The following is a 23,904-nucleotide window of genomic DNA, read 5'->3' as shown; positions in this document are numbered from 1 at the left end:
TCTTGAAAAAAGTCATGAAAAAGACTGCATCCATGGTGAATGGCATGCAGTCTCAATACTAGCTAGAACTAATCTTTGTTGGGGGTACCTGTAACCGCCTTCAGCCAAGTTGTGGCCATCAGCATATCTCCAAGCGTATTCATGTGTACGCCGTCGGTTGTTAAATCCTGACCTGTTTCACACTGTAAGAAATCGATGAATGCTTCATGCGTCGGCACAAGGATGCCACTATATTCTTCCGTCAGACGGTTAACAATGTCCACGTAAGGCTTCAGTAACTGGGTCCCTGTTGAATCAGGATACTCCTTGATCACCGTAGGCTGCATGAGAATCGCACGACAATTGGGTAATTGTTTCGTTTGATCCAGCAAGCTGCGATACACCGCTTCGAACTTGTCGGGATACACTTGTTCCGCATCCGGCGAATCCAATTGCCGCCATACGTCATTGATGCCGATAGAAATCGAAATCCACTGCGGTTGGTGATCCAGTACGTCGATTCTCCATCTTCTCTCCAAATCAATAACGCGGTTTCCGGATACACCTTCGTTGATTATTTTCAAAGACAGCTCCGGGTATACCGCAGTGAGATAATCATGCAGCAGCCGTACATATCCCGAGCCCAGCTTCAAGGGGTCCTTTTTTCTTCCTTTGTCTGTTATACTGTCACCAATAAATACGATTTTGTCCTTAGCTTTAAACGGCACTATTACGCCTCCTCGTATTTTCACTCCCTAATGGACGGCCTTGAAGCAAACATGCAGCAGCATCGATTTCCCTAGAGGGTCAGCTTTCTGCTCAAACGTTTACATTTTGTTTTGTCATAAACTGCTTCTTGAATAGATAATACAGTGTATCGAGCTGCTCCACTTCAAACCTTTGATTTTCTCTGAAAGCACTAGATTCTCTGGTACGGCAGTGCATCGCTAGGGGTAGACCTATTTTTTGCAAATGATATTTTGCATTGACGGGATACATCTGCAGTTCGATTAAGGACGCAGGTCCGACAAACGATTGAATCATTTCTGCTGTATATGTCTCTAAATCCCAGCACTCCGTAAGACGCACATACAGATCGGGGTGAAAATTGGCCATCACGCCGCTGAAGCCGGCCGCGCCCAAACGTAACGATTCGAGCAATGTTGCGGAATTCGCATTGAATATTTTCAATGGACTCCCTTTCACCGCATCGATCTTCTCGGCAATATGCGTAAGATCGCAGCTCGTGTCCTTAAGAAACCCAAACCTGCCCGTATCCGCGCACCATTTGAGCAGTTTTGGGGTCATCAGCCTTTTGTAAGGATATGGGCATTCGTAAATACCAAAAAGTACATTCGGCACTCGATCCAGCAGCTGCATGGCACGGTTCAACCACACCTCGTCCGACTCTTCCGGTCCGGCAAACCGGTTGCTGACCAACACGACCGCATCAACTCCCGTATCAGCCATGCACTGAAGCTCTTCCACCTGTTCATCGAATCCGTCTGATATATGACCAGAAGCAATCACAGGCACACGGCCAGCAGCCTTTTCCTTAACGAACCGCGCGATCCCTACCCTCTCCTCCAAAGACAAGTAAAACATTTCACTCGATTGGCAGACTGCGAAAAGCCCGTGAACGCCTTGGGCAATATACCATTCCACTAGCTGCCCTAATGCGCCATAGTCCACTTCGTTGGAATTCGTGAACGGGGTCAGCATCGTTGGCCAAACCCCATTCGGAATGTTTACATCCTTCATCTTCAACACCTCATCCTGATCATTTTATGACACCTTCACCCATATATCGATCCATCATTATTCTCAGTTCCCCTTTGGCAGACGAAGTGAGAGATTGAACCGGCAGTCGCGGTTCTCCCGCAGGCAAACCGATCATGTTCATCACTTCCTTCAGAACGGACGGCAAGGTACCCAGTGAGAACGCACTGCGAAGAGCGCGCAGCTTTCGCTGCGACAATTCAGCTTCTTCCGGTTTACCCTGCATCCATAAATCGTAAATGGAGCTGACGACCTCCGGGAATACATTGGCTGTTGCTGCGATGGCTCCGTGTCCGCCAGCCATTAGTGTCGGCAATATGAGCGAGTCTGTCCCTGCCAATACGGCAAAATCCGGCTCGCACAGCTCTAGAACTTGCAAAATGTTATCGAAGTTTCCGCTGCTGTCTTTAATTCCAACAATGTTAGGCACTTTACTTAACTCCATGACCGTACGAGGTAAAAGAGAGTTGCCGGTACGCGCAGGAATGTTATACAAAATAATAGGCAGCGCTGTCGCTTCTGCAACCGAACGGAAATGCCCTATCAGCTCCTGCTGTGTAAACGTCAAAAAATAAGGAGTGATTATCGATAACGCATCGGCTCCCATTTGTTCTAGGCGTACGGCCAATTGAACCGTTTCCTTTGTTCCGACGCACCCAGAGCCCACATAAATCGGAAGCCGTCCTTGCGCTTCCTCTATGACGATCTCGGCAACTCGCAGCTTTTCCTCCATAGTCAAAGTAAAGAACTCCCCATTGGTACCTAGGCAAAACAGACCGTGAACGTTTGCGTCGATGAACCTGCGGACTAATTGTCGCAATGCGGACTCGTTGAGATTTTGAGATTCGTCAAAAGGGGTAATCATAGCGGGAATGATGCCGGCGGGCTTTAACATCGTATCTCTCCTTGTATGGATCGGATGGTAGAATGAATCGGTTATATATTTTGCGAAAGGTTGTCAATCCGTTTGGACGCAGGCTCAACAGCAGAGCGGATCGCTCCCAACATACTTCTTTCATCCGCTTTACCTATACCGGCAAAGTCAGGCGCTCCGAAAGCTTGAGCGCACCTCGATGCCTCAGCAGCTCTCTGGTATGCCAATTCGGCATCAAGGGAACGGCAGTCGGTATTCAGTACGAGCGCTAATCAGATTTTATTTAGTGAGGGGCATTCTTTAAATAAGAGTCTTTAGAGGCTGTTAATTTGCCATTTTTATCGCTTTTAATGGAAATAGGAGTCCCTAGAAGCTGTTATTTTTCAGGTTTCTCCTTATTTCGGTGAAAATCAAACAGATAAAAGCCTTTGGAGACTGCTATTTTAAGAATTCGATCTAATACCGAAGAAATAGAAGTCTCTGGAAGCTCTTATTTACAGAACGATGGCTCATCCGCTTATCTACTTATCTCATGCGGCAGTTAATGTATACAGTTCTTATCCTGACCAACGCAGTTCACCACATTATTGTGAGTGTCCAGCTAAATGGTTTTCCATGGGAATGGTTGACACAATTTAACTGGAAAATCTGCTTCTAATCATGCTCTCACCATTTAAAAACGCATTTCAGATGGAAAACCTACCGCAAAAATAACCTTTTTTGGTGAGTTCTAAGAAAATGACCGAAATTAACGGGAGAAATTCCATTTGATTTGATCGATGTAGCAGCTGCACTTCACGACCCTCGCCATTTCGCTTATTTTCTCGACTTTTGAGTTGAGAAGATCCGTCTTCGTCTAAGAAAACACCATCAAGCAGTATCACTCCCTACCCATAGGTCAAGGAAACAGTTTCCGGTAAACAGACTTGATCGATTCCATATCCATCGGCTTCGGATTATTATTTAAAAGCCTGGTGACCTTTGATGCGGCGACTGCCAGATCATCGACATCCCTTTCCGTAATGCCGAATTCACGCAAATTTTGCGGGATATGCATGTCTGAAGTCCACTCGAAAATTTGCTCGATCACTAGATCGGAGGAGTCCTTTCCTCCCCTTTTTTCCATCTGCAGCCCCATGGCTTGGGCAACGTTGTCCAGCCGCCCTGATATGGCATCCATATTATAGGCCATGACATGCGGAAGCAGCATCGAATTGGCGACTCCGTGCGAAATGTTGAACTTGCCTCCGAGCGGATAAGCGAGCGCATGCACAGCCGCTGTTCCAGCCGCACTTAACGCCATACCGCCGTACATCGACCCGAGCAGCATCTTCTCCCTCGCTTCGAGATCCGAGCCGGTATGATAAGCATGAACCAGACTTTCTGCAATCAATCGTATTGATTCCAAAGCAAACATGTCGCTTATCGGGTTGGCCTTATTGGATATATATGATTCTAAGGCATGCGTAAAAGCGTCCATTCCCGTTGCAGCCGTAATCGGTTGCGGCAGGCTTACCGTTAATACAGGATCGATAATGACCAGCTTGGGCAGCAAGTGCCTGCTGATTACACCAACCTTCAACTCTTCTTCGGGAACGGTTACAATCGCATTTGGCGTCACTTCGGAACCGGTGCCTGAAGTCGTCGGCACAAGAACTGTCGGGATGCCCGGTTGAGAAACGAGATCGGTACCGATTATGCTCTGTAAATCAACCGGATTCGTCAGCAAAACGGAAAACAATTTCGTAGCGTCAAGAACACTTCCTCCACCAATACCTATCAGCAAATCAACAGGTTCTGCGGAGATATTAGCAAATACTGCGCGTATATTATCAACCGTCGGTTCCGGTTTCACTTCCGTTATACAACGGCTGGATATACCGGCTTGCTTTAGCTCGACGACGATTTGCTCGATAACCCCCAGCGCTACTATAGAAGGCTGTGTAATGATCACTACATGCCGAAACTCACCAAGCAAATGGACTCGCGGAACCAGATGGGCGATGGTGTTTCGGCCGGCGATAATACTGCCAGCAGTCTGAAACATGTACGGATTGGATGAATTATTGGCTTTCACTGTGCTCCCCCTTCCGAACAAAACTTCCACAATTTCCCCTCATCCTACGCCCGCTTACGGGCGAAGTCAATGCAGCCGTAATCTTAAGATGCAATCGACCTATATATCGGATTCAATCCCCCCCATAGTAGGAAGAGGTATGATTGTAATCTTAAAATAGGTTACATCTATCGCATGTTCTAACTACAGTTGAGGAGTGTGAAAACGATGAATATTGAGCCGTATGCAACACCTTATAAATTAGGTAGACCGGTGCTAGTTGGATCCGGAATTACAGGTCGTTTTGATGAACGTGCTGTTGATTGCCCCTTTGTCTTTCAACATAACGATACATTTTACATGATGTATGTAGGGTTTGACGGTACGGGTTATCAAACAGCCCTAGCCACAAGCAAAGACCTATTAGACTGGGATCACCTAAGTGTTATTTTAAGACGAGATGAAGGTTCAGGCTGGGATTCGAAAAATATAGCAGGCACATGGATCTTGAAGGAAAATCGGATCGATGCTCCTCCCGTGCTTAAGAAATGGAACAACAAATACTGGCTGCTCTATCACGCCTATCCTGAGTTCGGGTACGAAGAAGGTTCGGCAAAAATCGGAATCGCATGGACGGAAGATGAACAGCTGCTGGAGTGGCACAGATGTCCTGATCCGATTCTAACCCCTGAGTCAGGTGCGGAATGGGAAAAAGGCGGTTTATACAAGGAATGCCTGGTTGAACATGAAGGCACTTTCTATTTGTTTTATAATGCCAAAAACACGAATAAGGGGAAGTGGATTGAACAAACGGGTGTTGCTCGCTCTACTGATCTCGTCCAATGGCAGAGATACGAGCAAAACCCCATACTTCGTGTCTCTCCGGAAAGATGGGATTCCGGTTTTGTCAGCGACCCTTGTGTATTACAGGATAAAGACCAATGGGTCATGTATTTCTTTGGCTATAATTACAAGCAAGCACAAGAAGGAATTGCACTTTCGAAGGATCTTTTACATTGGGATAAATATCCCGATCCGATCATTGGTGTTGGAGAAGAGGGAACCATCGACTCTATCTTTGCCCATAAGCCTTCCGTCATTACGTATAATGATGTGTTATATCACTTCTATTGCTCCTGCAGACCCTATAAGGAAGGCGATCCAACAAAAAATTATGGTAAAGAGTTCCGAACAATAAGTGTGGCTGCCTCACAAGATATCTTTGGACAGTAACTATCTATCAGAGGATGTTTAAAAGGAGACTCAAACCGATGCAACTGGATGAAATGTTTGTTGAAAGCAAAATTTGCCCTATTGGAGTCGATGTCACACACCCCTCTTTCGGCTGGAGCTACAAATCCAGTTTCAATCGTGCGCAAATACAAACAGCCTACCGGATCATGGTGTCGACCGATGAGGAATGTAAGAAACGTTTAATATGGGATAGCGGGAAAATGCTTAGCAGGAAAAACGTGCATGTTTTATTTGAAGGCCCTCCGCTTCAGTCCCGCTTACGCTATTATTGGAAGCTTCAGATTTGGGATCAAAACGATCAGATGACAGAAAGTCCGGTATCGTGGTGGGAAATGGGACTTTTAAACGAGAACGATTGGGCAGCCCGCTGGATTGGAGAAGCTGACGGAGAGCCGCAGGAACGTACTTCGCTTCCTTTGTTCCGATATGAATTCAACCTAGATAAATCTGTGGAAAGAGCAAGAGCTTACATATGCGGATTGGGTCAATACGAGCTTCGGTTAAACGGAAACAAGGTCGGCGATGATGTGCTTTCACCCGGGTGGACAAACTATGACAAAACTTGTCTCTACTGTGTTTACGATGTGACCGACGAAATGAACGAAGGTGCCAACGCGGTTGGCGTTATGCTCGGGAACGGATTTTTCAACGTAACGGGTGGCCGTTACAGCAAATTCAAACGTTCCTTCGGTACCCCGAGATGTTTGGTCCAGCTTGAAATTACGTATACCGACGGTACGACGGTCACGATTGCCAGTAAACAAGACTGGCAGACCTCTGCCAGCCCCATCACCTTTTCATGCATATATGGGGGCGAAGATTTTGACGCACGCCTTATTCATGCTGGTTGGGATCAGCCAGGTTTCATGGGAAGCGTAGACTGGGGATACGCAGCCGAGGTTGCCTCACCTGTTGGAAAGCTGAAATCGCAAGCGCTTTCTCCTTTGAAAGTGATGAAGACATTCAAACCTTTGAGCATTTTGCAGCCGAAACCTGGTGTGTATGTCGCTGATTTTGGGCAAAACTTCTCGGGATGGGTTGAAATATCCGTCATTGGCCACGAAGGTTCAAAGGTCACTCTATCCCCTGCGGAATTGTTGAAGGATGACGGTACGGCCAATCAAAAATGGACCGGTTCCCCCTACAGGTTTTCTTACATCCTAAAAGGAGACGGAGAGGAAATCTGGTCGCCTCGATTCAGCTACTACGGTTTTCGTTATGTACAAATCGAAGGCGCGATTCCCGCCGATTCGACCGATTCGATTAGGTCCCCTATGGATTTTCCCGTTCTTGTCCACATGGAAGGACAAATGATCTATCCAAATACGAGAGTTTCAGGAAGGTTCGAAAGCTCAGATGTTATGCTGAACCGGACGCACGAGATTATTAATCAAGCGATTCTTAGCAACATGAAAAGCCTGTTTACGGATTGTCCGCATCGAGAAAAGCTCGGATGGTTGGAACAAATCCATCTGATGGGCCCATCCGTTGCATTCAATTATCAGATTGAACCCTTGTTAACGAAAACGATGGAAGACATCAGAGATGCCCAACTGCCCAGCGGGATGGTGCCCACGACGGCACCCGAATATGTTGTGTTCTCCGATAAATGGCGCTGCTTCCGCGATTCTGTATCGTGGGGCGGTGCGTATGTGTTAACAGGCTGGAACCTATTTCGTATGTACGGCAATACTCGGATTTTGGCCGAGCATTACGAGGGGATGAAAGCGTACGTCGATTATGTGACCGAAGGCACCGATCATTTTATCGTCAATCAAGGGCTTGGAGATTGGTATGATGTGGGGGAATATGGACCCGGGTTCGCACAAAAAACACCTGTTCCTCACACGGAAACTGCGATGTACTACCATATCGTCGATGTGTTTGCACAAATCGCAAGCCTGTTAAACAACAGCCAGGACGCCTTCAACTATGCAAACTTGCGGGAGAAGATTAAATCGGCGTTTAACGGCACATTTTTCAACCGGGAAACGGCCAGTTATGCCACAGGCAGTCAAACCTCGAACGCTATGCCGCTTGTATTGGGAATAGTCGATGATTCGTACAGAGAATCAGTACTTGCCCATTTAATAGAAGACATTAGAATGCATGGTTATCATACGACTGCAGGTGATGTCGGTCATCGTTATGTACTGCTTGCACTCGCGCTGAATGGACGTTCGGACATTATTTACACAATGACTCAAAAAACCGATCATCCTAGCTACGGCTATCAAATCGTTCACGGTGCAACGACGTTGACGGAAGCCTGGGACGGTCCGACCGTGGGCAAATCACAAAACCATTTTATGCTCGGACATTTGGAGGAATGGTTATACTCAGGTTTGGCTGGAATCGATTATCGATATGACCCAGACTTTGAAAGTTATAAGGTGACGATTAAACCGGCTTTGCCTGAAGGTTTGGATGAAATCAAGGTTGAACACCAGTTACCAGTCGGATGTATGCGCGTCGAATGGAAACGCAGCAATCAAACGCAGTTGACGTTAAACGTGATTATTCCTACAAACTGTATGGGAGATGTATACGTCCCAGCATTATCTATGGATGTGATTACAGAAAACGGATCTATGATTGAGGAAGCTCCGTGCATCGAAATCATCGGCTATGAAGCCGGGTATGCCGTTCTTCGCGTTTCTTCGGGACAATACTATTTTGTCAGCGAAATATAAAACCTTATTTCCGACTTTGATAGTTTTCTTTGCAGACAGTTGATAACAATATTTATGGTTTTACCATCGACGCAACCGGAATACAAACGTTTCCTGAGCTCTATTCGGACGGAGGGGTGCCGCTCGGACACTTATCTAACTGTACGTGGCACACCGCTCCAAATCCCGAAGGCTACCGTGTGGAAAAATTTCCGCTTACCAACTCCTGCACGCTCGGCGGGAGACCGGTTATCCCGGATTGATTCGTATTGTTCCTTCCAAACGTCAACCATGCTGTTAAGCACGTTTTATACCCTTTTGAGCCTCACTCAACGCACAAATCCGCACTCTTCCCGTCTGTAAGATTGAAAAACTTCATTATAGACGCGCTTCCGCTTTCCCTAGCCTCTGGAACGATGAAATACAACCTTACAGCCTCGCTCAACGCACAAATCCGCCCTTTTATCGTCTGTAAGATTGAAAAACATCGTTATAGACGCACTTCCGCTTTCCCTAGCCTCTGGAACGATGAAATACAACCTTACAGCCTCGCTCATTTCACAAATCTGCCCTCATCATGCATTAAGTCTCGAATGTACAATGGTGCGGTCGATTTCGCTTCAAATTGGGCAGTTTCAACCGTTGTTTTGCTTTGGGAAACTTCAAAAAACAAAAAAAGAGCTTTCGACCATTGTATGGACTACAAGGTGGACAGCTCTTTTTCTACTTTCATAGGGTTACGATTTAGACCGACTCGATCTTATACACTATACCCGGGGTTGTGTTAAACTCCAACACTTGATCCGATATTGAATAATCTTTCAATGTGTCAGCTCTAAGTATCCGAACTTCGACACTCGTTCGAAGACGGCAAATACCTCCGAGCTGCGATCGTACCTCAGCCTTTTCGAGTTTTCCGCTCCTCCATTTGATATCTACGTCAAAACCCCCTCGTGCCCTCAGTCCCTTCACTTCTCCGTCCGACCATGCCATTGGCAGCGCTGGCAGCAAGTGAAGTTCTCCGGTATGGCTTTGCAGCAGCATTTCGGCAATACCCGCAGTCCCCCCGAAGTTACCATCAATTTGAAACGGAGGGTGGTTATCAAGCAGGTTCGGCAGCGTCGACTTGCTTAGCAGAGCCATGACGTTCTCATAAGCGGCCTCTCCGTCTTCCAGACGAGCCCAGAAATTGATGATCCACGCTCGGCTCCAACCCGTATGCCCGCCTCCGTTTGCTAGTCTGCGTTCAAGCGTTTTGCGCGCTGCTTCGGCTAATAGCGGTGTTTCCCGAACGGTAATTTGGTTACCGGGATGAAGCCCGAACAGATGGGAAATATGCCGGTGTCCGGCCTTCTTCTCTTCGTAATCCTCAAGCCATTCCTGCAGTTGGCCGTAACGGCCGATCTGCGGCTCTGGAAGTCTGCTGCGGACAAGAATCCACTCTTCTCGCAGCGTTTCGTCCGCTTCCAACAATTCGCTCGCCCGAATACACCCTGTGAACAAAGCGTGCAGGATTTGATTATCCATCGCTGGTCCCATTGTAAGGCAGCCTCTTTCCCCATTTGGCAGTACAAAGGTATTTTCCGGCGATACGGACGGGCAGGTCACCAGCTTGCCGTCCGGTGTTTCTATTAAATAGTCAAGAAAGAACAATGCCGATTCTTTCATCGTTTCATAAGCGCGCAGTAAAAATTCGTGATCGCCGCCAAATTCGAAATGCTCCCACAGGTGCAAACAAAGCCATGCAGCGCCCATCGGCCAGTACGTTGCCGGAATGTAGATGTCTTGTGGAGAAGTATCGCCCCAAATATCCGTATTGTGATGCGCAACAAATCCTCGGCAGCCGTACATGATTTGTGCGGTCTTCCGTCCGCGCTCGCGCATCCGCTCGATCAGGTCGAACAGCGGCTCGTGGCACTCCGACAAATTACATGTTTCTGCAGGCCAATAATTCATCTGAGCATTAATATTGATCGTATATTTGCTGTCCCACGGCGGCTCAATTTTATCGTTCCAAATACCCTGCAAGTTGGCAGGCAAGGAGCCTGGACGACTGCTGGATATGAGCAAATACCGGCCATATTGAAAATAAAGCGGGATAATCCCGGCATCTTCCCCACCCTCGCGAATCCGCTCAAGCCGCTTGTCTGTCGGTAACTCTGCGATATCATCTGAAGGGGAATTCAGCTTAAAGGAAACTCGGTTATACAGTCCTCCGAAGTCTTCCCGATGGTCGTCCTTCAACCGAGAGTACGTTTTCGCTGCCGCTACCTCCACTCGTCTGAGGCATTCAGCCTCCGGTTCGTCGTAGCGGAATGTAGTGGCTGCCGCTAAGTAAAGTGTCAAGCTGTCGACTCGATCCACAATCAAATGCTCACCGATAACGCTGACGGCGCCTCCGTGAGCCTCCGCATGCAGCACGGCACAGAATTCGGAACCACCGCCGCCGCAATTGCCGCGAATCGCAATACTGCGATCGGACAGCTTGCCTATTTGTTCCGCATACTTGTTTTTCTCGCCCCGCATAAGACGCGTGGTCAACGATAAGGCGCCAGGCATATCTGCCTCCAGCCTAACCGTTAATACCTGATCGACGTGGCTGGACAGTATCTCGCGTATATAACGAACGCCGCCCGTCCGGTACGTTACGGATGCGATTCCGGTACTTAAGTCAAGCTCCCTCCGGTAATCTTCGATCTCACCTTCGTGATCTGCAAACGCCAACGTCATATCGGCGAGCGGCATATAATGGCGCTGTCCCTCCGGCACGCCGGATAATGCCATCACTGCAAGCTTCTCCGCATCGCGGATTCGCCCTTCCGCTATCCACTGGCGGATTTGCGGAAGATGCTGAAGGGCATCCGGATTGTTGCGTTCCTTCGGTCCCCCGTACCAGACCGAATCCTCGTTGAGCTGGATCTTTTCCTTGGCAGCCTTGCCAAAAATCATGCCACCCAGCCTGCCGTTCCCAATTGGCAGTGCTTCGTTCCATTCGGCAGCCGGCTGTCGATACCAAATCTTATCCATGAATACCTCCTAAGCATTTATGCAATACCCACGACCTTCGCCACCCGAACGTCATACCGCATAGCCATGTACTATTTTACAATGTCGTGCCAACTCTTACCTTATCAAAAAAATTCTCACCGCCGACTTGTCCGCCTTTCAGTACAAGCTCCAGACCGTCAAACTGCGGCTCTGTTGAATATGCACGGCATAAAGGTCCACCAGGCTCCAGCGCAGCCTTACAGGCTAGTGCATAGATACCCAACTCACGTGTTATATAACCAGATGTATCCCCGCCAGCGATAAGAATGCGTGACAGACCCGTCTCTGCCACTAATTCTCGGGTCAGCCTACCAAGGGCCTGACCAAACAAACGCCCGCTGTCTTCTGCCTTAAGCCCTCGTGCAGCAAGCGTTTCACGAATGAGAGCAATCGTTTGGTCCTGTGGTCCAGAGGCCGTATACAGCACCACACTTTGACCGTTCTCCAGCGCCGATCGCACCTCTTGCTGCAAACGTAACTGCGCTTCCTGTGCCAGCTCCGGTTGGATCAATTCATTCATTGGAACCCGAATTCCGATGAATCCTGCCTCCAAAGCACGCTGAATTTGTTTCTCAGTTACCGGTGAGCAGCTCCCAGACACCACTAATAGGCGATCGACAGATTCAACCGCAACTACTTTCCGCTCTGCGGGTGGTAAGATACCATCTGCTTTCCAGCAAGCATTGAGCGCATATTCAACACCAGATGAGCCGACTACAAACAGTCCCTCGCCATCATTCGCTTCCTGCCAGATCAAACGCCCTGCTTTTTCAAGTCGAGACTCATCCAGAACATCGAATAAGATGACTTCAGGCTGTTCGGTTTCAATTAATTGCTCTAATTTCCCGTGCACCTCTTTATCGGATCCTTCAAGCGCTATAATATCAAACAATGAAGTTTGCATTTTCGTCTGCTTTTGCAAATGCTTCCGTAAATCCGCCTCCACCATCGGCGTCACGGGATGCTGCGACATCGTGGGATGTCGGTCGAGCCTGTGAATGCGTTCTCCCGCTGCCGCAAAATGATTGCCAAAGAGTGTATACCTTCGTAAATAGGGCACGCCAACTAATAAAGGTACATAACGTCCACCGAACAAATCCCGACCTATCTCCATCGCTTTTCCGATGCTGCCTATCTCAGGTGAAGAATCAAACGTGGAGCAAATCTTATAGTGCACCACAGCCGCTCCGGCTTTCTTCATTGTCGTAAGCAGCGGGCGCAGTTCTCTCTCCATATCCTCGGGTGACAAGGACCGACCCACACCCGCCACCCCATAACAATCCAAGTTTCGAAACTGCTCCCGCAGCATCTCTAGTGTGGGTGGCTCCAGAAACAAGATCGTTTTCAGCCCTGCCTGAAACAAAGCTTCGAGTACATCGGTTGACCCGGTAAAATCATCTCCGTAAAAACATAACAATCGCTTGACCTGATCATGATCGTTGGATAGCTTCATCGCGTTCATAGGCGCTTCAACCTCTCCCGTATTTCTCTATTGCACGTTGAAGCGGTGGATGCAGCTTAGCGTAACTGTCAAGAGAAATCCCTTGTACAGCGGCCTCCCAGCCGAGCTTCATGCTTTCAAATCCTGCTGCTGGACCGTCTGGATGCGCCAACATGCCGCCACCAGCCAAGTGCATCACATCAACGGAACGTGTAGCTTCATAGGTGACAGGAGCTGTCCCCGCCCACTGCATGGACGAAATGACAGGCATCGAATGATACCCGCCTAGTAACGGCGATGTGCATGCTTGAATGGAACGAAGGACAGATTCGTTACTTTCATAGAACTTGCTGTTAAAGCCATTGACATGAAGATGATCGGCACCTGCCAAACGGCATAACTTCTGATATGCGGTAAATTCAATGCCGAGCAGGGGACTTCTTGTCAGCATCCCCCACTGATTGCGATGACCATGAATCGGCACTTCACTATACTGGTTCAAGTAAGCCAGGCCGCTCAATCCTACACTCAATACGCTGACCATAACGCATGTACCACCTGATTTCACGACGAGATCATGATTCCGGCGAAGCTCGTCAATATCGCCTGTAATATTAAAAGCATACATCAGCTTCTTACCGGTTGCATCCGCAGCTCGTTCGACCGCTTCCATAACTGCCTTTACTTTGTGCTCCAAGGGAGCACACGGCGGATTCGCATTCAACTCGTCATCTTTAATAAAATCCATCCCAGCTAGAGCAAGCTTTTTCACTAGCTCTGACAATTGTTCCGTAGATAACCCAATACTGGGCTTAATAATGGTGCCTAGTATGGGTCGATCATACACCCCAGTCAGCTTTCTTGTGCCTGAAATGCCAAACTTTGGTCCGGGATAACGGGTCGCAAAAGATTCCGGCAGATCCAGATCCAAAAGACGCAGTCCCGAGAGTTCCTGGAGTTCGTACAGATTTCCAGCTACCGCAGAAAGCAAGTTAGGAATCGAAGGGCCAAAATTATGCAGCGGAAATGAGACCGTTACGCGCCCTTGACGGTACTTGCCGTCATGCCCAGCAGGCGGCTTCGCTCCCGGTAAGGAAGGTGTATCTACTTCTGCAAGCAGTTCAATATGTTCGACGGTTGCACCGAACTTCTCTTTTAATTCATCCGTTTCCCCTGGGACAGATATAAAGGTACCTGTTGATTGCTCCCCAGCAATTGTTGCCGCTGCGCGCTCTAAAGAATATGGCGTTTCTACCAGATAGATAGCTCTAACACGTTCTTGATTCATCCTGCCTCTCCCTTCTGCTATGCTTGTTTCTGTTCCGCATTTTCCAACAAAGCTTTGACCGCTTCAACGCCCATTCGCGGAGAAGAAAGCACCGGCTTGCCGGTTGTTTCTTTGAGTTTCGGTTCCATGCGTGCCATCGAACCCTGTGCGAGTACAAGAACGTCAGCCTTATCTGCAATCCGCTTTGCCGTCTCCAACAAAATGCGGTCGTGTTCCTCCGGTTTACCACAAACAAGCGCATCGAATGCGCCTTCAGCAAGTCCGTTAACTAGCGTCACCTGTCGGCCAGCTGCCTCTGCTTGCTTTTGTATAAGTCGCATCGTAGGCGCAAGTGTCGATGGAAGCGTCGCCAGCACCGCGATGCGATCATAGCTAACAGCAGCTGCTGCCATGGATTCATCAATTTTCACAATGGGCACACCGATGAGTCGGCGCGCATCATCAACCACCTCGCCTACGGAGGAACATGTATTCAAGATCACATCGGCACCTATCTCTTCCCCATGATGAAAATACTGGATTAACCTTCGTGCCACTCCCGGCGGAACTTGCCCAGCTTGCACCACATCGCCAATCAGGCTATCATCGATAATATTCACAAGCCTGCAATCCGGGAGCAGTTCCTTAAACACCGCTTTGAGCGGATCGGCTAAACCTTGACCGGTATAGACAGCAACAACAGTCTTCATCATTCATCCTCCTCATCATATAAAACCTCTACCACACAAATTCTTTATCCAGCCTGCGGTAATCACCTTCACGCATCGGCGCCTCATTGTATACTTTACGCCCGCTGTAAAGTGGCTTCTTATCGCCTTTTGGCGTAATATTCACGACATCATCACCCCGCCATTCCGCTTCGAACGTCTGGCCTACGGCGTTTTCCAATGTTTTGCGGAAGCTGAGCGGGAAAGTTACGGCAATTTTTTCCCCGGCGGTTGCTGGACCAAGCAGTAGGAAATGCTTATTGACCCATCTGCTCTCCTCGCTGCCTCTTCCTTCCGTAACTTGACCATGAAGCTCGCGTGTAAAGCGGATTTTCGTAAAACCAGCCCATTCCGGAATCCGAATCTGAAGTCGTGGCACATCCACATGAACATCAATAACAACTTTGCCCTCATGTGGCAAATAACTGCTGACATCAAGCCATTTGGAGCCTCGGTTCAGTAGGAAGTTGATGCTGATTGCCCCATTTTTCTCGGTGATGCTGTTGCTCCAGCCCATGAACAGTCCGCGCGTGCCTGAACCGAGACAACATAATTGCAAATCGCTCGTATGTCCCCGGCCTTCATTCACATCGCTTATGAAATCGTTAGGAGCTGAATAGCCGGCAAAAGATCCCCGTGTGCGCTCAGCCACTTTGTAAAATGATTTGTTAGCAGGGATGTCATTCGATTTATCATCTGTCTGTTCAACCCAATCCAGATCCAGAAGCTGTGATTCCGTCAAATGGTTCCGCAGGAAACGCTCTACCGTTCCCCAGTACTCCACGTAACCGCTCTTAGCCAGGGTTATTCCTGTTGCAATTAGATCCACAAGGGAACAAGTTTCATGTTCATAAGCTTGTTCATGCAAATCCCCTGGCGTCCAACCAAATGACGTACACTTAGTTAGCGCCCAATCGTAGCACTTCTTCACCCAGCTGATCATTGCCGCATCGCCTGTGAAGGCGCCGAATCGGGCAATTGCATCGAGTGTACCTAGACGCGTATGGAAATGTCCGCTGCGATAGGCTAACGAATCGTTAAAGCTGCCATCTGGATGAAAAACGCCGCTGCGCTCTATGATCAGAGCCGTGAAAAACTGACACAAATCATAAGCATCCTGATTTCCAGTCAGTTCGTGATATTTCAAGAGTGGCATGACTAATCGGCCGCAGAACGCAGCCGGATCTGGGGCGAGCCGCAGCTGTACACCATTAGCGGAAGGCCAACCCGTTTCTTTGTATTCGGATGCCGGATAGTACCACACATCGCGCTCTTTGATAGCAATTCTTTTTAGCGCTGCCACATGACGGTCAGCTGCTTCCTTTACTTTTGGATCGCCTGTTTCCATAAACCATGTTGTCAAAGATAATATAACGGCCCGTTGATCGATCAGGTTAGCGTTTGGCTCCCAATTACGGGTGGGATTGATTTGACGGTAGCTCATCCCATCCTCTTTAAAGAAGGAGAGTAGGTTAGCACGGTAATGCTCCTCTACATCCTTACCGAATGTTTCCCCTGACATATGCCTTGCAAGAATTAAGCCATCGATCATTCTGCCATGCGAAGAGCCGTAATCCCAATCACCATGTGTCATAAAGGCCGGCTTGTGCAACAGATCCGCATTAAAAAACGGAATATAATTGTGATCCTTGTCCGCCATCCCCACCATAGCATTAATAGCATGACCTGCTCGTTCTTCTAGCATCAGTGTATCGGGAATAAGTCGTCTTTCCATTTCACATTCACTCCTTAGTCTTCAATGATTGACAGTTTCGGCGGCAACCCGGTATTCACCAATGGTCATGCCTGTTTTTTTCTTAAAGATTTGACTAAAATATCGATAGTCCTCGTAGCCAACCATTTGCGCAATCTCGTAATTTTTATAAGCGGACAATTTCATTAGTTCTTTCGATTTATTAATTCGGAAATTAGTCATATAATCTACAAAATTGTGACCTGTCGACTTTTTAAATAAACGGCTTACATAATCCGTGTTCATGTAATGACTTTCAGCAATCTGTTGAAGGGAAAGCGGCTGATCATAGTTATTTTCTATCATATTCTGAATGAGACGGACAATCTTTTTGCCTTGCTTTTCACGCGAACGTTTGTAGTACGCAAGCACAGATGGAATAATCTCCTCGTCGAAAATCCGTTTTACGGCTGCCGCATCGTTCCGATGCTGGATCATCTCTGTATACATTTGTGGATTTTTACCGCATACTTCCTCTAGCCGACTTTCTGTTCCTCGAAGCTGTTTTTCAATAGAGTGGACAAGTAAAAAGGCGCTCCTCTGCAAATGATCTACAGTCATTGAGTCCTCACTAATTGCAGCAAACAGCATGTCTGATTCGTGCTGAGCCCCTTCCTTGTTGCCCATTTGAAGGGAACGGAGAAAAAGCATTTTCCTTCTCCTGAGGATAATTTACCCGTTGCTTACTCATGTCATTATCAGCCCAAAGGACGGTACCTAACACACCTAGTCTTTTCTTTTTCAGTGCTTGCCCCCCCTCCAGATAAGCACGCCGTAAATATTGGGCATCCTCCCTCTTTATGCCAATGCCTAAGCTGTAGCTGCCTATTTCCTCTTGTTTGAGCGTCCTTTGGACGATTTGGCTAAGTTTATTTATTTCTTCCTGTTGCAGCCGCTCACCGACGATAACGATAACGAATTCCCGATTTGCATCTGGCGCAGTCGTTACGACGAAGTTCCATTCTCCCCCGAACAAGAAAGGTTGGTTACGGGTTAACAGTTCCCGCAGTTGCCCAACAAGATTGCTTGACTCGCATCCATCTCGAAATGTATCGCGCTGCCCGACCATCACGTAGGTTTCGCCGCAAGACCAACCTTCAGGAAGAGGAATTTCCCCCTCCTTCTCACGAGCTTCTACATCTGTTACTGCATGGTACAAAATTCGTTGAAGCCAGTCTTCCTTACTGTCAAACTGCCCTATACTCTTCTTTGTTTCCTGCTGTTTCATCTTTTCTACTGCTCTCTCCAGCACAGAAACTAGCTCATCTTTTTTAACTGGTTTCAATAAATAATCAAATGCTTTCTGTCGGATCGCTTCTTTCATATATTCATAGTCGGAATACCCACTTACGACGATCGTCAATAAATCCGGTAAATCACGACGCAGCATTCCGAGCAGTTGTTTGCCATCCAGCCCAGGCATCCGCATATCCAGAAAAAGAAGATCCGGTTTCTCGGCAAGCGCGATCCTATGTGCCTCTTCCCCGTCTCCTGCCTCTCCAACAAGCCTGAAACCGAAACGATCCCAAGGTATAGATTGAATAAGCCCCCTTCGGATCCATATTTCATCGTCGACAATGACTACTTTTCGCATGGACCAAACCCTCCCGATGCTTGATTGCACCAATGGTTATCCCTTCAGTGAACCAGCAGTTAATCCATCAATAATATACCTTTGAAGGAACAAATAAATAAGTAATATCGGAGCAACGACGACCACCATAAAAGCGAACACAACGCCCCAATTCGTACTGTACATCGTGACAAAATTAAAAATTTGGAGCACAATCGTCCACTTCGTGCTATCTGTCATCAAATAGAAAGGCCCGAAAAAATCGTTCCAAACTGATACCATGACAACGATTGCGACCGTTACAAGCACAGTTATAATAAGCGGAAGAATGATTTGAACATACAATCGGAAATAACCGCAGCCTTCCAGAAGCGCCGCTTCATCCAATTCTCTTGGAATGGATTTCATGAATCCCACCAGCAGGAATACGGCAAAAGGGAGCAATACGGCCGTATAGTACATGATAAGGCTGAAGTACGTTCCTCGAATGTGTAAATCACCCATTAGCTTGATGGTGGGTACGATGGAAACAGGCACGATTAGGCCCATAATGAATAAATAGTACGCCGTACGCAAAAAGCGGTCGTCTCTTCGTTGAATAATGAAAGCAGCCATAGATGCAAACACATTGACGCTAAGCACCACGCAGCCCGAAATCAGGAAGCTGTTCATGAACCCGCGCACAATATGTGCCTGGGCAAAGATATCCTTATAATTGCTGAACTGCCACTCTGTGGGGAGGGACAAGCCGAACAGCGCAGATTCGCGGATATCTTTGAACGAGTTGACGAGAATCATCAGAAAGGGGATGAGGATCATCAGTGCCAAACAAATAGCCACCAATTCGAGCACAATAAGCATGTTCCGCCGTTGTGTCACATCTCCACCTCCCGTTTCTTCATCTTCATCAACACTGGCACACCGATGCAAGTAACTAAGATGAACAACACGACGTTAACCGTTGTCGCATAACCGAACTCTCCTGAACTGAACATACTGCGAATATAGGTGTAAAACACTTCTGTCGTATATCCCGGTCCACCTTCAGTTAGTACCATAACCATTTCAAACACTTTCATAGAACCAATCATGGAAAGTAATACATTTACGGTAAAAGCCGGTGCCAGCAGCGGGAAAACAATATGTCGGAACCGGCTCCAGTATTGCGCACCATCCATTGAAGCGCTTTCCGTCAAATCTTTCGGAATGAACTGAAGTCCCGCTAAATAAACGACCATTGAAAATCCAGCTACGCGCCATATGTCCGTCACAATAATGGAAAACAGCGCATACTTCGGATCGTTCAGCCAGTCATGCGCAAGTGCGGCAAGCCCCACTTGCTCCAGAATCTGATTCACAATCCCATGCTCAGGATGATAAATAGCACGGAAAATATAGCCAATGACGATCGGAGCGATCACATAAGGAAGGAAAAATATCATCCGGAGCACATTGCGCAGCACAAGAGCTTCATTGAGAATGAGCGCCAAGCCAAGACCGCATACGTTTTGCAGCACCGTTACAGCAGCCGCAAAGATTAACGTATTGAACAAGGCAGTTAGTAGTCTCGGCTCTTGAAAGATCGCCGCATAGTTTTGGAAGCCTATGAACCGAATATCTTTGGCATTGATATTCCAATCGGTGAAGCTGTAATAAAACCCGATGAGGGTTGGAGTTATAAAAAACACCAGAAAAACAGCCAGCGCTGGAAATGAAAAATAGAGTGGATACTTGCTTTTCCCCAATGCCTCCCCCTCCTTCAAGTTGGCGTTATTCGAATCCTGCTAAACGTTTGGACTTACCATCTTTTTTATAGTTGGCATCGAATTCCTTCACTGCCGCATCTACATTGCCATTGATGAAGAAGTTTTGCAGCGTTTTTTGGAAATCAGCAAATGTTGGCGTTAGTCGGTTTTGGACGTTGATTTTTGCTTTGCCCGTATCGATCAAGCCTTTTACCGTTTGTTGTACTGGATACAATTCACTTTTAGCATCTTTAAAGATCGGAATGCCAGGTGCTGTTTGATAGTATAGATTGACCATATCCGGAGTAACCATGAACTTGATCAAATCGATAGCTTCTTTCGAATGTTTCGCTTTTTCAGGCACCATTAATTGGTTCGGAGGCGTAATCAACGCTGTACCCGCATCATTCGCCGCAGGGAATGGGAAGAAACCAATGTGATCTTTCACAAAATCTTTGCTGAATTTTTTCTCCAGTTGTGGAATAATGCCATCGAGCATAAACACCATGGCTACTTTACCATCACCCATCTTGCTTTGCATTTCGTCATACGTTCCCGCCATTAAATTATCTTGATATAAGCCGAGATCTTTCAGTTCTTTCTGCTTCGCAAATAAATCTTTCACTTGTGGAATATCCGCAAGACCGAGTTGATTTTTCTCCAATTTCTGAACGCCTTCATCGCCAATTGCCGGATCTACGCCCGATACCCAACCTGTCAAATAAAAGATTTGCGCCGGCCACCCATCCTTCACTCCTTCATAGAATGGTGTCACGCCTGAAGCTTTTATCTTCTTGGCTGTCTCAATTAAATCTGCGTAGTTTTTAGGCGGCTGAACGCCAACCTTACCAAAAACATCTTTGTTATAATAAACACCCATCATCCCTGTAGCTCCGAATGGAACCCCATATATCTTTTTGTCCGGCGTTGTTTGGAATTCTTTCATCGATGGTATGATACGATCCCATACAGCCGTATCAGCGCTCCATTCATGGAGAGTTTCCTCGGCTCTTAATTTGACGTTTTGCTTCGTACCTGGCTGCATCAAAAATAAATCAGGGAAATCGCCTGTTGAAAACCGGGTTTTCATCATATTATCAAAGTCACCGCCGGGTAACGCTTGCAATTCGACCTTATTGCCGGTTTGCTTTTGATAAGCTTCGAATATTTTGTTAAATGGAACAGCGTCCACTGTATTGGGAATTACAAATGTAACGGTAACAGGATCTTTCGTCGGAGCTGCTGATCTGGTTGGCGGGTTCGTCGCTACCGCCGATTTGCCTGCGTCTGGCGTTCCTATAGTGCCACTGTTACTACTGCATCCCGTAAATGAACTAGCTGCCAGACAAACCGTTAACATGGACAAAACTGTTTTCATTTTTCTCATTTTGTAGTACCCCCCTTTAGGAATCGCTTACAAGTTAATTATATGAAAACGTTTTCCATGACTCTATCCACAATTTCGACTAATAATGTTTAATTTTCTTACCATTTTCTTCCCCAGAGATAGGCGATTAAACGGCCTTTACATATTCCATGACGAAATCATGAGGGTTACACGGGTCCCTTTTCCCGCTTCACTCTCTATTTCACATTCGAATTGCTCGCCCAAACGGATTGCATACCTGGCGTACACATTGCGAATGCCAATGCCCCCGCCCGCAGCAGAAACAGGGATATCTTCTGACAAACGCTGCTTTCTCAGCTCGTTTCTCAACGCCTTCAGTCTCTCTGCCGAAATGCCGACCCCATCATCACTTACTGTAATGAGCAAAGATTCACCTTCTTTGTGTGCCATCAATCGGATCGTGCTTTTCCCCATCTTCGGTTCCACCCCATGGAACACGGCATTCTCCACAATGGGCTGAAGTGTCATTTTCAACAGCGGATAATCGAGCAAATCGTCCTCAATTTCCTGAATATACGTAATTTTATCTTCGAAACGGATTCCCTGAATGTTCATATAAGAATCAATTTGTTCCAACTCTTCACGAAGGGTAACCATTTCATCCTTATTTTTGATATTGTACCGGAACATATCCGCTAGCGACTGAGCCATATCTCCGATTTTATCAACATCGTAATAATCCGCCATCGCCTTAATGCTATCTAGCGTATTGTATAGAAAATGCGGATTAATTTGTGAATAGAGCATAGCAAGCTCGACTTGCTGAAGCTTAATTTGGTATATATATTTGGATTCGATCAAGTTTTGAAGTTCAACCTGCATCTCATTAAAGTTCATCGCGATTCTTCCGATTTCATCGCTTCTCGCAACTTGGACTCGAACCGAGAAGTCGCCTCTTTTCACTCGATTGATCGTTTTATATAAGTCCAGAATCGGATTGGTAATTCTTTGCCCGAACAAAAAGGAAATAAAAATTGTAACTAAAAAGGCTATCAGTGCTGTAAGTAGTGTTGCCGTTTTGATTCGATCCAGAGAGCCAAATATTTCATTTTTAGGCATAGCAAGAACGACTTTCCAATTGGAATAATCCGACTGTGTATATGTAACAAGCAGGTTGTCCTGCTCACCGCCATACCAGAACTTTCCGCTGCCGTTTGAGATACGTGATAGCATTTCTTTACGGAAAACAGGCTCAGACTGCTCAAAGGAGGCGTATACTTGTTGATTATTTTGATCTAAAATGATCAATTTGCTGTTCGTGGAAAGATTATCGTTCTGACCAATAAGGTGAAACAATTCAGCATTGTATTCCGCGCGTACAACAATAAAATAGTCGGGATTAGCAAAATCTCGAATTAATATGGACGATGAATAAGCGGTCTCCTCGCTTCCAGAAATCATTTCCTTCGTCGGACCGGTAAAATGCACACGACCATCATTGACTACCGTCTGGCGGAACCAATCGGATTGCTGCACATCATCGGCTGTCCAAGACTTCTGATTATCCGATGCATTCAGCATTTCTCCGTTACTGTAATAAATTTGAAACCGGATAAAATCCCTGATTGGTGTAATGTTGAAGATTTTCAGAAATAAGTTTTCAAGCTTTTGCCTGAATAGGAATTGAGCCTGCTCATCCATCGTCGCATACACATTAATCCCATCTATATATTCCTGACTGTAATAAGGGGCCAGGAGTAGATTTCGCTTGTTTTGAAAATCATTATCCATATTTTTTTCAATTTGCCGGACAATTTGTAAACTTGACGACTCTACCCGCTCCGATACTGAGCGATAAGAAATATAGAAGGAAATAGCCCCTACCGATACAATGCAAATAAGAATAATGACGAAATAACTGAAGAGAAGCATGATACGGATTCCGGTAAAAAAGGATCGGATTTTCCCGAAAATCCCCCAAAGTATACTTCCACGCATGATACCGAACCCCCTCCTTAAAACATATCAACCAGACACAGATTAACCCGATCAAGTTAGTTGGATTGGGATTATTTTACCATACACCGATTCAATTGGAGTAGGTTTATTTCAGTGCACACGCGACCGCTTTTTTCCAACCCGCACAAATTCAAAAAAAAGACGTGGTAATCCCTCGACTCCACGTCCTTATTAATATTTTCCTCATCATTTCCCCCCGTTAAAATACAGCTACTGATTCGTTTCCTCGACAGCCTCCATCCAATTATTTTGATGCTTGTTTTTGCAGTCGAAGATCATTCATTTGATCTCCGAAATTCATACAATTTTTGTATTTGTTCATCCGCAGGTATATTGGTTTTAGAACAGTTAAATGATACAATATGGAA

Annotated in this window: 18 protein-coding genes; 3 read left to right on the top strand and 15 right to left on the bottom strand. The window is 46.7% G+C overall.

What is annotated here, in order from left to right; all coding sequences use genetic code 11:
• Positions 1–68: 68 nt before the first annotated feature.
• The 3 genes from QFZ80_RS11060 to dapA all read right to left on the bottom strand — a co-directional run bounded on the left by QFZ80_RS11060 (position 69) and on the right by dapA (position 2,653).
• Entirely contained in the window at positions 69–707 is a 639-nt protein-coding gene (locus tag QFZ80_RS11060; RefSeq protein WP_307546733.1) for an SGNH/GDSL hydrolase family protein, read from the bottom strand.
• 91 nt (positions 708–798) lie between these two features.
• Complete coding sequence (locus QFZ80_RS11055) at positions 799–1,740, bottom strand: dihydrodipicolinate synthase family protein (RefSeq protein ID WP_307558854.1); 942 nt, start codon at positions 1,738–1,740, stop codon at positions 799–801.
• A 19-nt stretch (positions 1,741–1,759) separates the two neighbouring features.
• A complete protein-coding gene (gene dapA / locus QFZ80_RS11050) occupies positions 1,760–2,653 on the bottom strand; it encodes a 4-hydroxy-tetrahydrodipicolinate synthase (protein WP_307558852.1) in 894 nt (297 codons plus the stop codon).
• A gap of 32 nt (positions 2,654–2,685) precedes the next feature.
• Between dapA and QFZ80_RS11045 the strand changes: the two genes are divergently transcribed.
• Positions 2,686–2,904 (top strand): hypothetical protein, encoded by a 219-nt coding sequence (locus QFZ80_RS11045; RefSeq protein ID WP_307558850.1) that lies wholly within the window; start codon positions 2,686–2,688, stop codon positions 2,902–2,904.
• A 626-nt stretch (positions 2,905–3,530) separates the two neighbouring features.
• Here the strand turns inward: QFZ80_RS11045 and QFZ80_RS11040 are convergent.
• Entirely contained in the window at positions 3,531–4,679 is a 1,149-nt protein-coding gene (locus QFZ80_RS11040; protein ID WP_307564086.1) for an iron-containing alcohol dehydrogenase, read from the bottom strand.
• Positions 4,680–4,916: 237 nt separating this feature from the next.
• Here QFZ80_RS11040 and QFZ80_RS11035 point away from each other — a divergent pair, with 237 nt between their 5' ends.
• Positions 4,917–5,921 (top strand): glycoside hydrolase family protein, encoded by a 1,005-nt coding sequence (locus QFZ80_RS11035; RefSeq protein WP_307558848.1) that lies wholly within the window; start codon positions 4,917–4,919, stop codon positions 5,919–5,921.
• A gap of 38 nt (positions 5,922–5,959) precedes the next feature.
• The gene (locus QFZ80_RS11030) at positions 5,960–8,635 is read left to right on the top strand and encodes an alpha-L-rhamnosidase (RefSeq protein ID WP_307558846.1); all 2,676 of its coding nucleotides are present in this window, start codon (positions 5,960–5,962) and stop codon (positions 8,633–8,635) included.
• A gap of 723 nt (positions 8,636–9,358) precedes the next feature.
• On the opposite strand, the gene QFZ80_RS11025 is transcribed toward QFZ80_RS11030, so the two are convergent.
• The 11 genes from QFZ80_RS11025 to QFZ80_RS10975 all read right to left on the bottom strand — a co-directional run bounded on the left by QFZ80_RS11025 (position 9,359) and on the right by QFZ80_RS10975 (position 23,515).
• Positions 9,359–11,641 (bottom strand): glycoside hydrolase family 95 protein, encoded by a 2,283-nt coding sequence (locus tag QFZ80_RS11025; RefSeq protein ID WP_307558844.1) that lies wholly within the window; start codon positions 11,639–11,641, stop codon positions 9,359–9,361.
• 76 nt (positions 11,642–11,717) lie between these two features.
• Positions 11,718–13,124 carry a four-carbon acid sugar kinase family protein gene (locus tag QFZ80_RS11020; protein WP_307558842.1) on the bottom strand — a complete coding sequence of 469 codons (1,407 nt, stop codon included), beginning with the start codon at positions 13,122–13,124 and terminating at the stop codon, positions 11,718–11,720.
• A gap of 7 nt (positions 13,125–13,131) precedes the next feature.
• Complete coding sequence (locus QFZ80_RS11015; protein ID WP_307546745.1) at positions 13,132–14,391, bottom strand: ribulose-bisphosphate carboxylase large subunit family protein; 1,260 nt, start codon at positions 14,389–14,391, stop codon at positions 13,132–13,134.
• 17 nt (positions 14,392–14,408) lie between these two features.
• A complete protein-coding gene (locus tag QFZ80_RS11010) occupies positions 14,409–15,083 on the bottom strand; it encodes an aspartate/glutamate racemase family protein (RefSeq protein WP_307558840.1) in 675 nt (224 codons plus the stop codon).
• A 25-nt stretch (positions 15,084–15,108) separates the two neighbouring features.
• Positions 15,109–16,833: a glycoside hydrolase family protein gene (locus QFZ80_RS11005; protein ID WP_307558838.1), complete on the bottom strand. Its 1,725-nt coding sequence runs from the start codon at positions 16,831–16,833 to the stop codon at positions 15,109–15,111.
• 21 nt (positions 16,834–16,854) lie between these two features.
• Positions 16,855–17,502 (bottom strand): helix-turn-helix domain-containing protein, encoded by a 648-nt coding sequence (locus QFZ80_RS11000; protein WP_307558836.1) that lies wholly within the window; start codon positions 17,500–17,502, stop codon positions 16,855–16,857.
• On the bottom strand, positions 17,423–18,445 hold the full coding sequence (locus tag QFZ80_RS10995; protein ID WP_307558833.1) for a response regulator: 1,023 nt from the start codon (positions 18,443–18,445) through the stop codon (positions 17,423–17,425). The genes QFZ80_RS11000 and QFZ80_RS10995 overlap by 80 nt, the downstream gene beginning before the upstream one ends.
• Positions 18,446–18,481: 36 nt before the next feature.
• Positions 18,482–19,303, bottom strand: a complete 822-nt coding sequence (locus QFZ80_RS10990) for a carbohydrate ABC transporter permease (RefSeq protein WP_307546750.1) — start codon at positions 19,301–19,303, stop codon at positions 18,482–18,484.
• Positions 19,300–20,169 carry a carbohydrate ABC transporter permease gene (locus QFZ80_RS10985; RefSeq protein WP_307546751.1) on the bottom strand — a complete coding sequence of 290 codons (870 nt, stop codon included), beginning with the start codon at positions 20,167–20,169 and terminating at the stop codon, positions 19,300–19,302. Before QFZ80_RS10985 ends, QFZ80_RS10990 begins: the two co-directional genes overlap by 4 nt.
• Before the next feature lie 25 nt (positions 20,170–20,194).
• Complete coding sequence (locus tag QFZ80_RS10980) at positions 20,195–21,556, bottom strand: ABC transporter substrate-binding protein (RefSeq protein ID WP_307546752.1); 1,362 nt, start codon at positions 21,554–21,556, stop codon at positions 20,195–20,197.
• 138 nt (positions 21,557–21,694) lie between these two features.
• Positions 21,695–23,515 (bottom strand): cache domain-containing sensor histidine kinase, encoded by a 1,821-nt coding sequence (locus QFZ80_RS10975; RefSeq protein ID WP_307558831.1) that lies wholly within the window; start codon positions 23,513–23,515, stop codon positions 21,695–21,697.
• Between the last annotated feature and the right edge of the window lie 389 nt (positions 23,516–23,904).

The sequence above is a fragment of the Paenibacillus sp. V4I7 genome (assembly GCF_030817275.1).
Lineage (GTDB): Bacteria > Bacillota > Bacilli > Paenibacillales > NBRC-103111 > Paenibacillus_E.
This window is presented reverse-complemented; position numbering and strand designations above follow the sequence as displayed.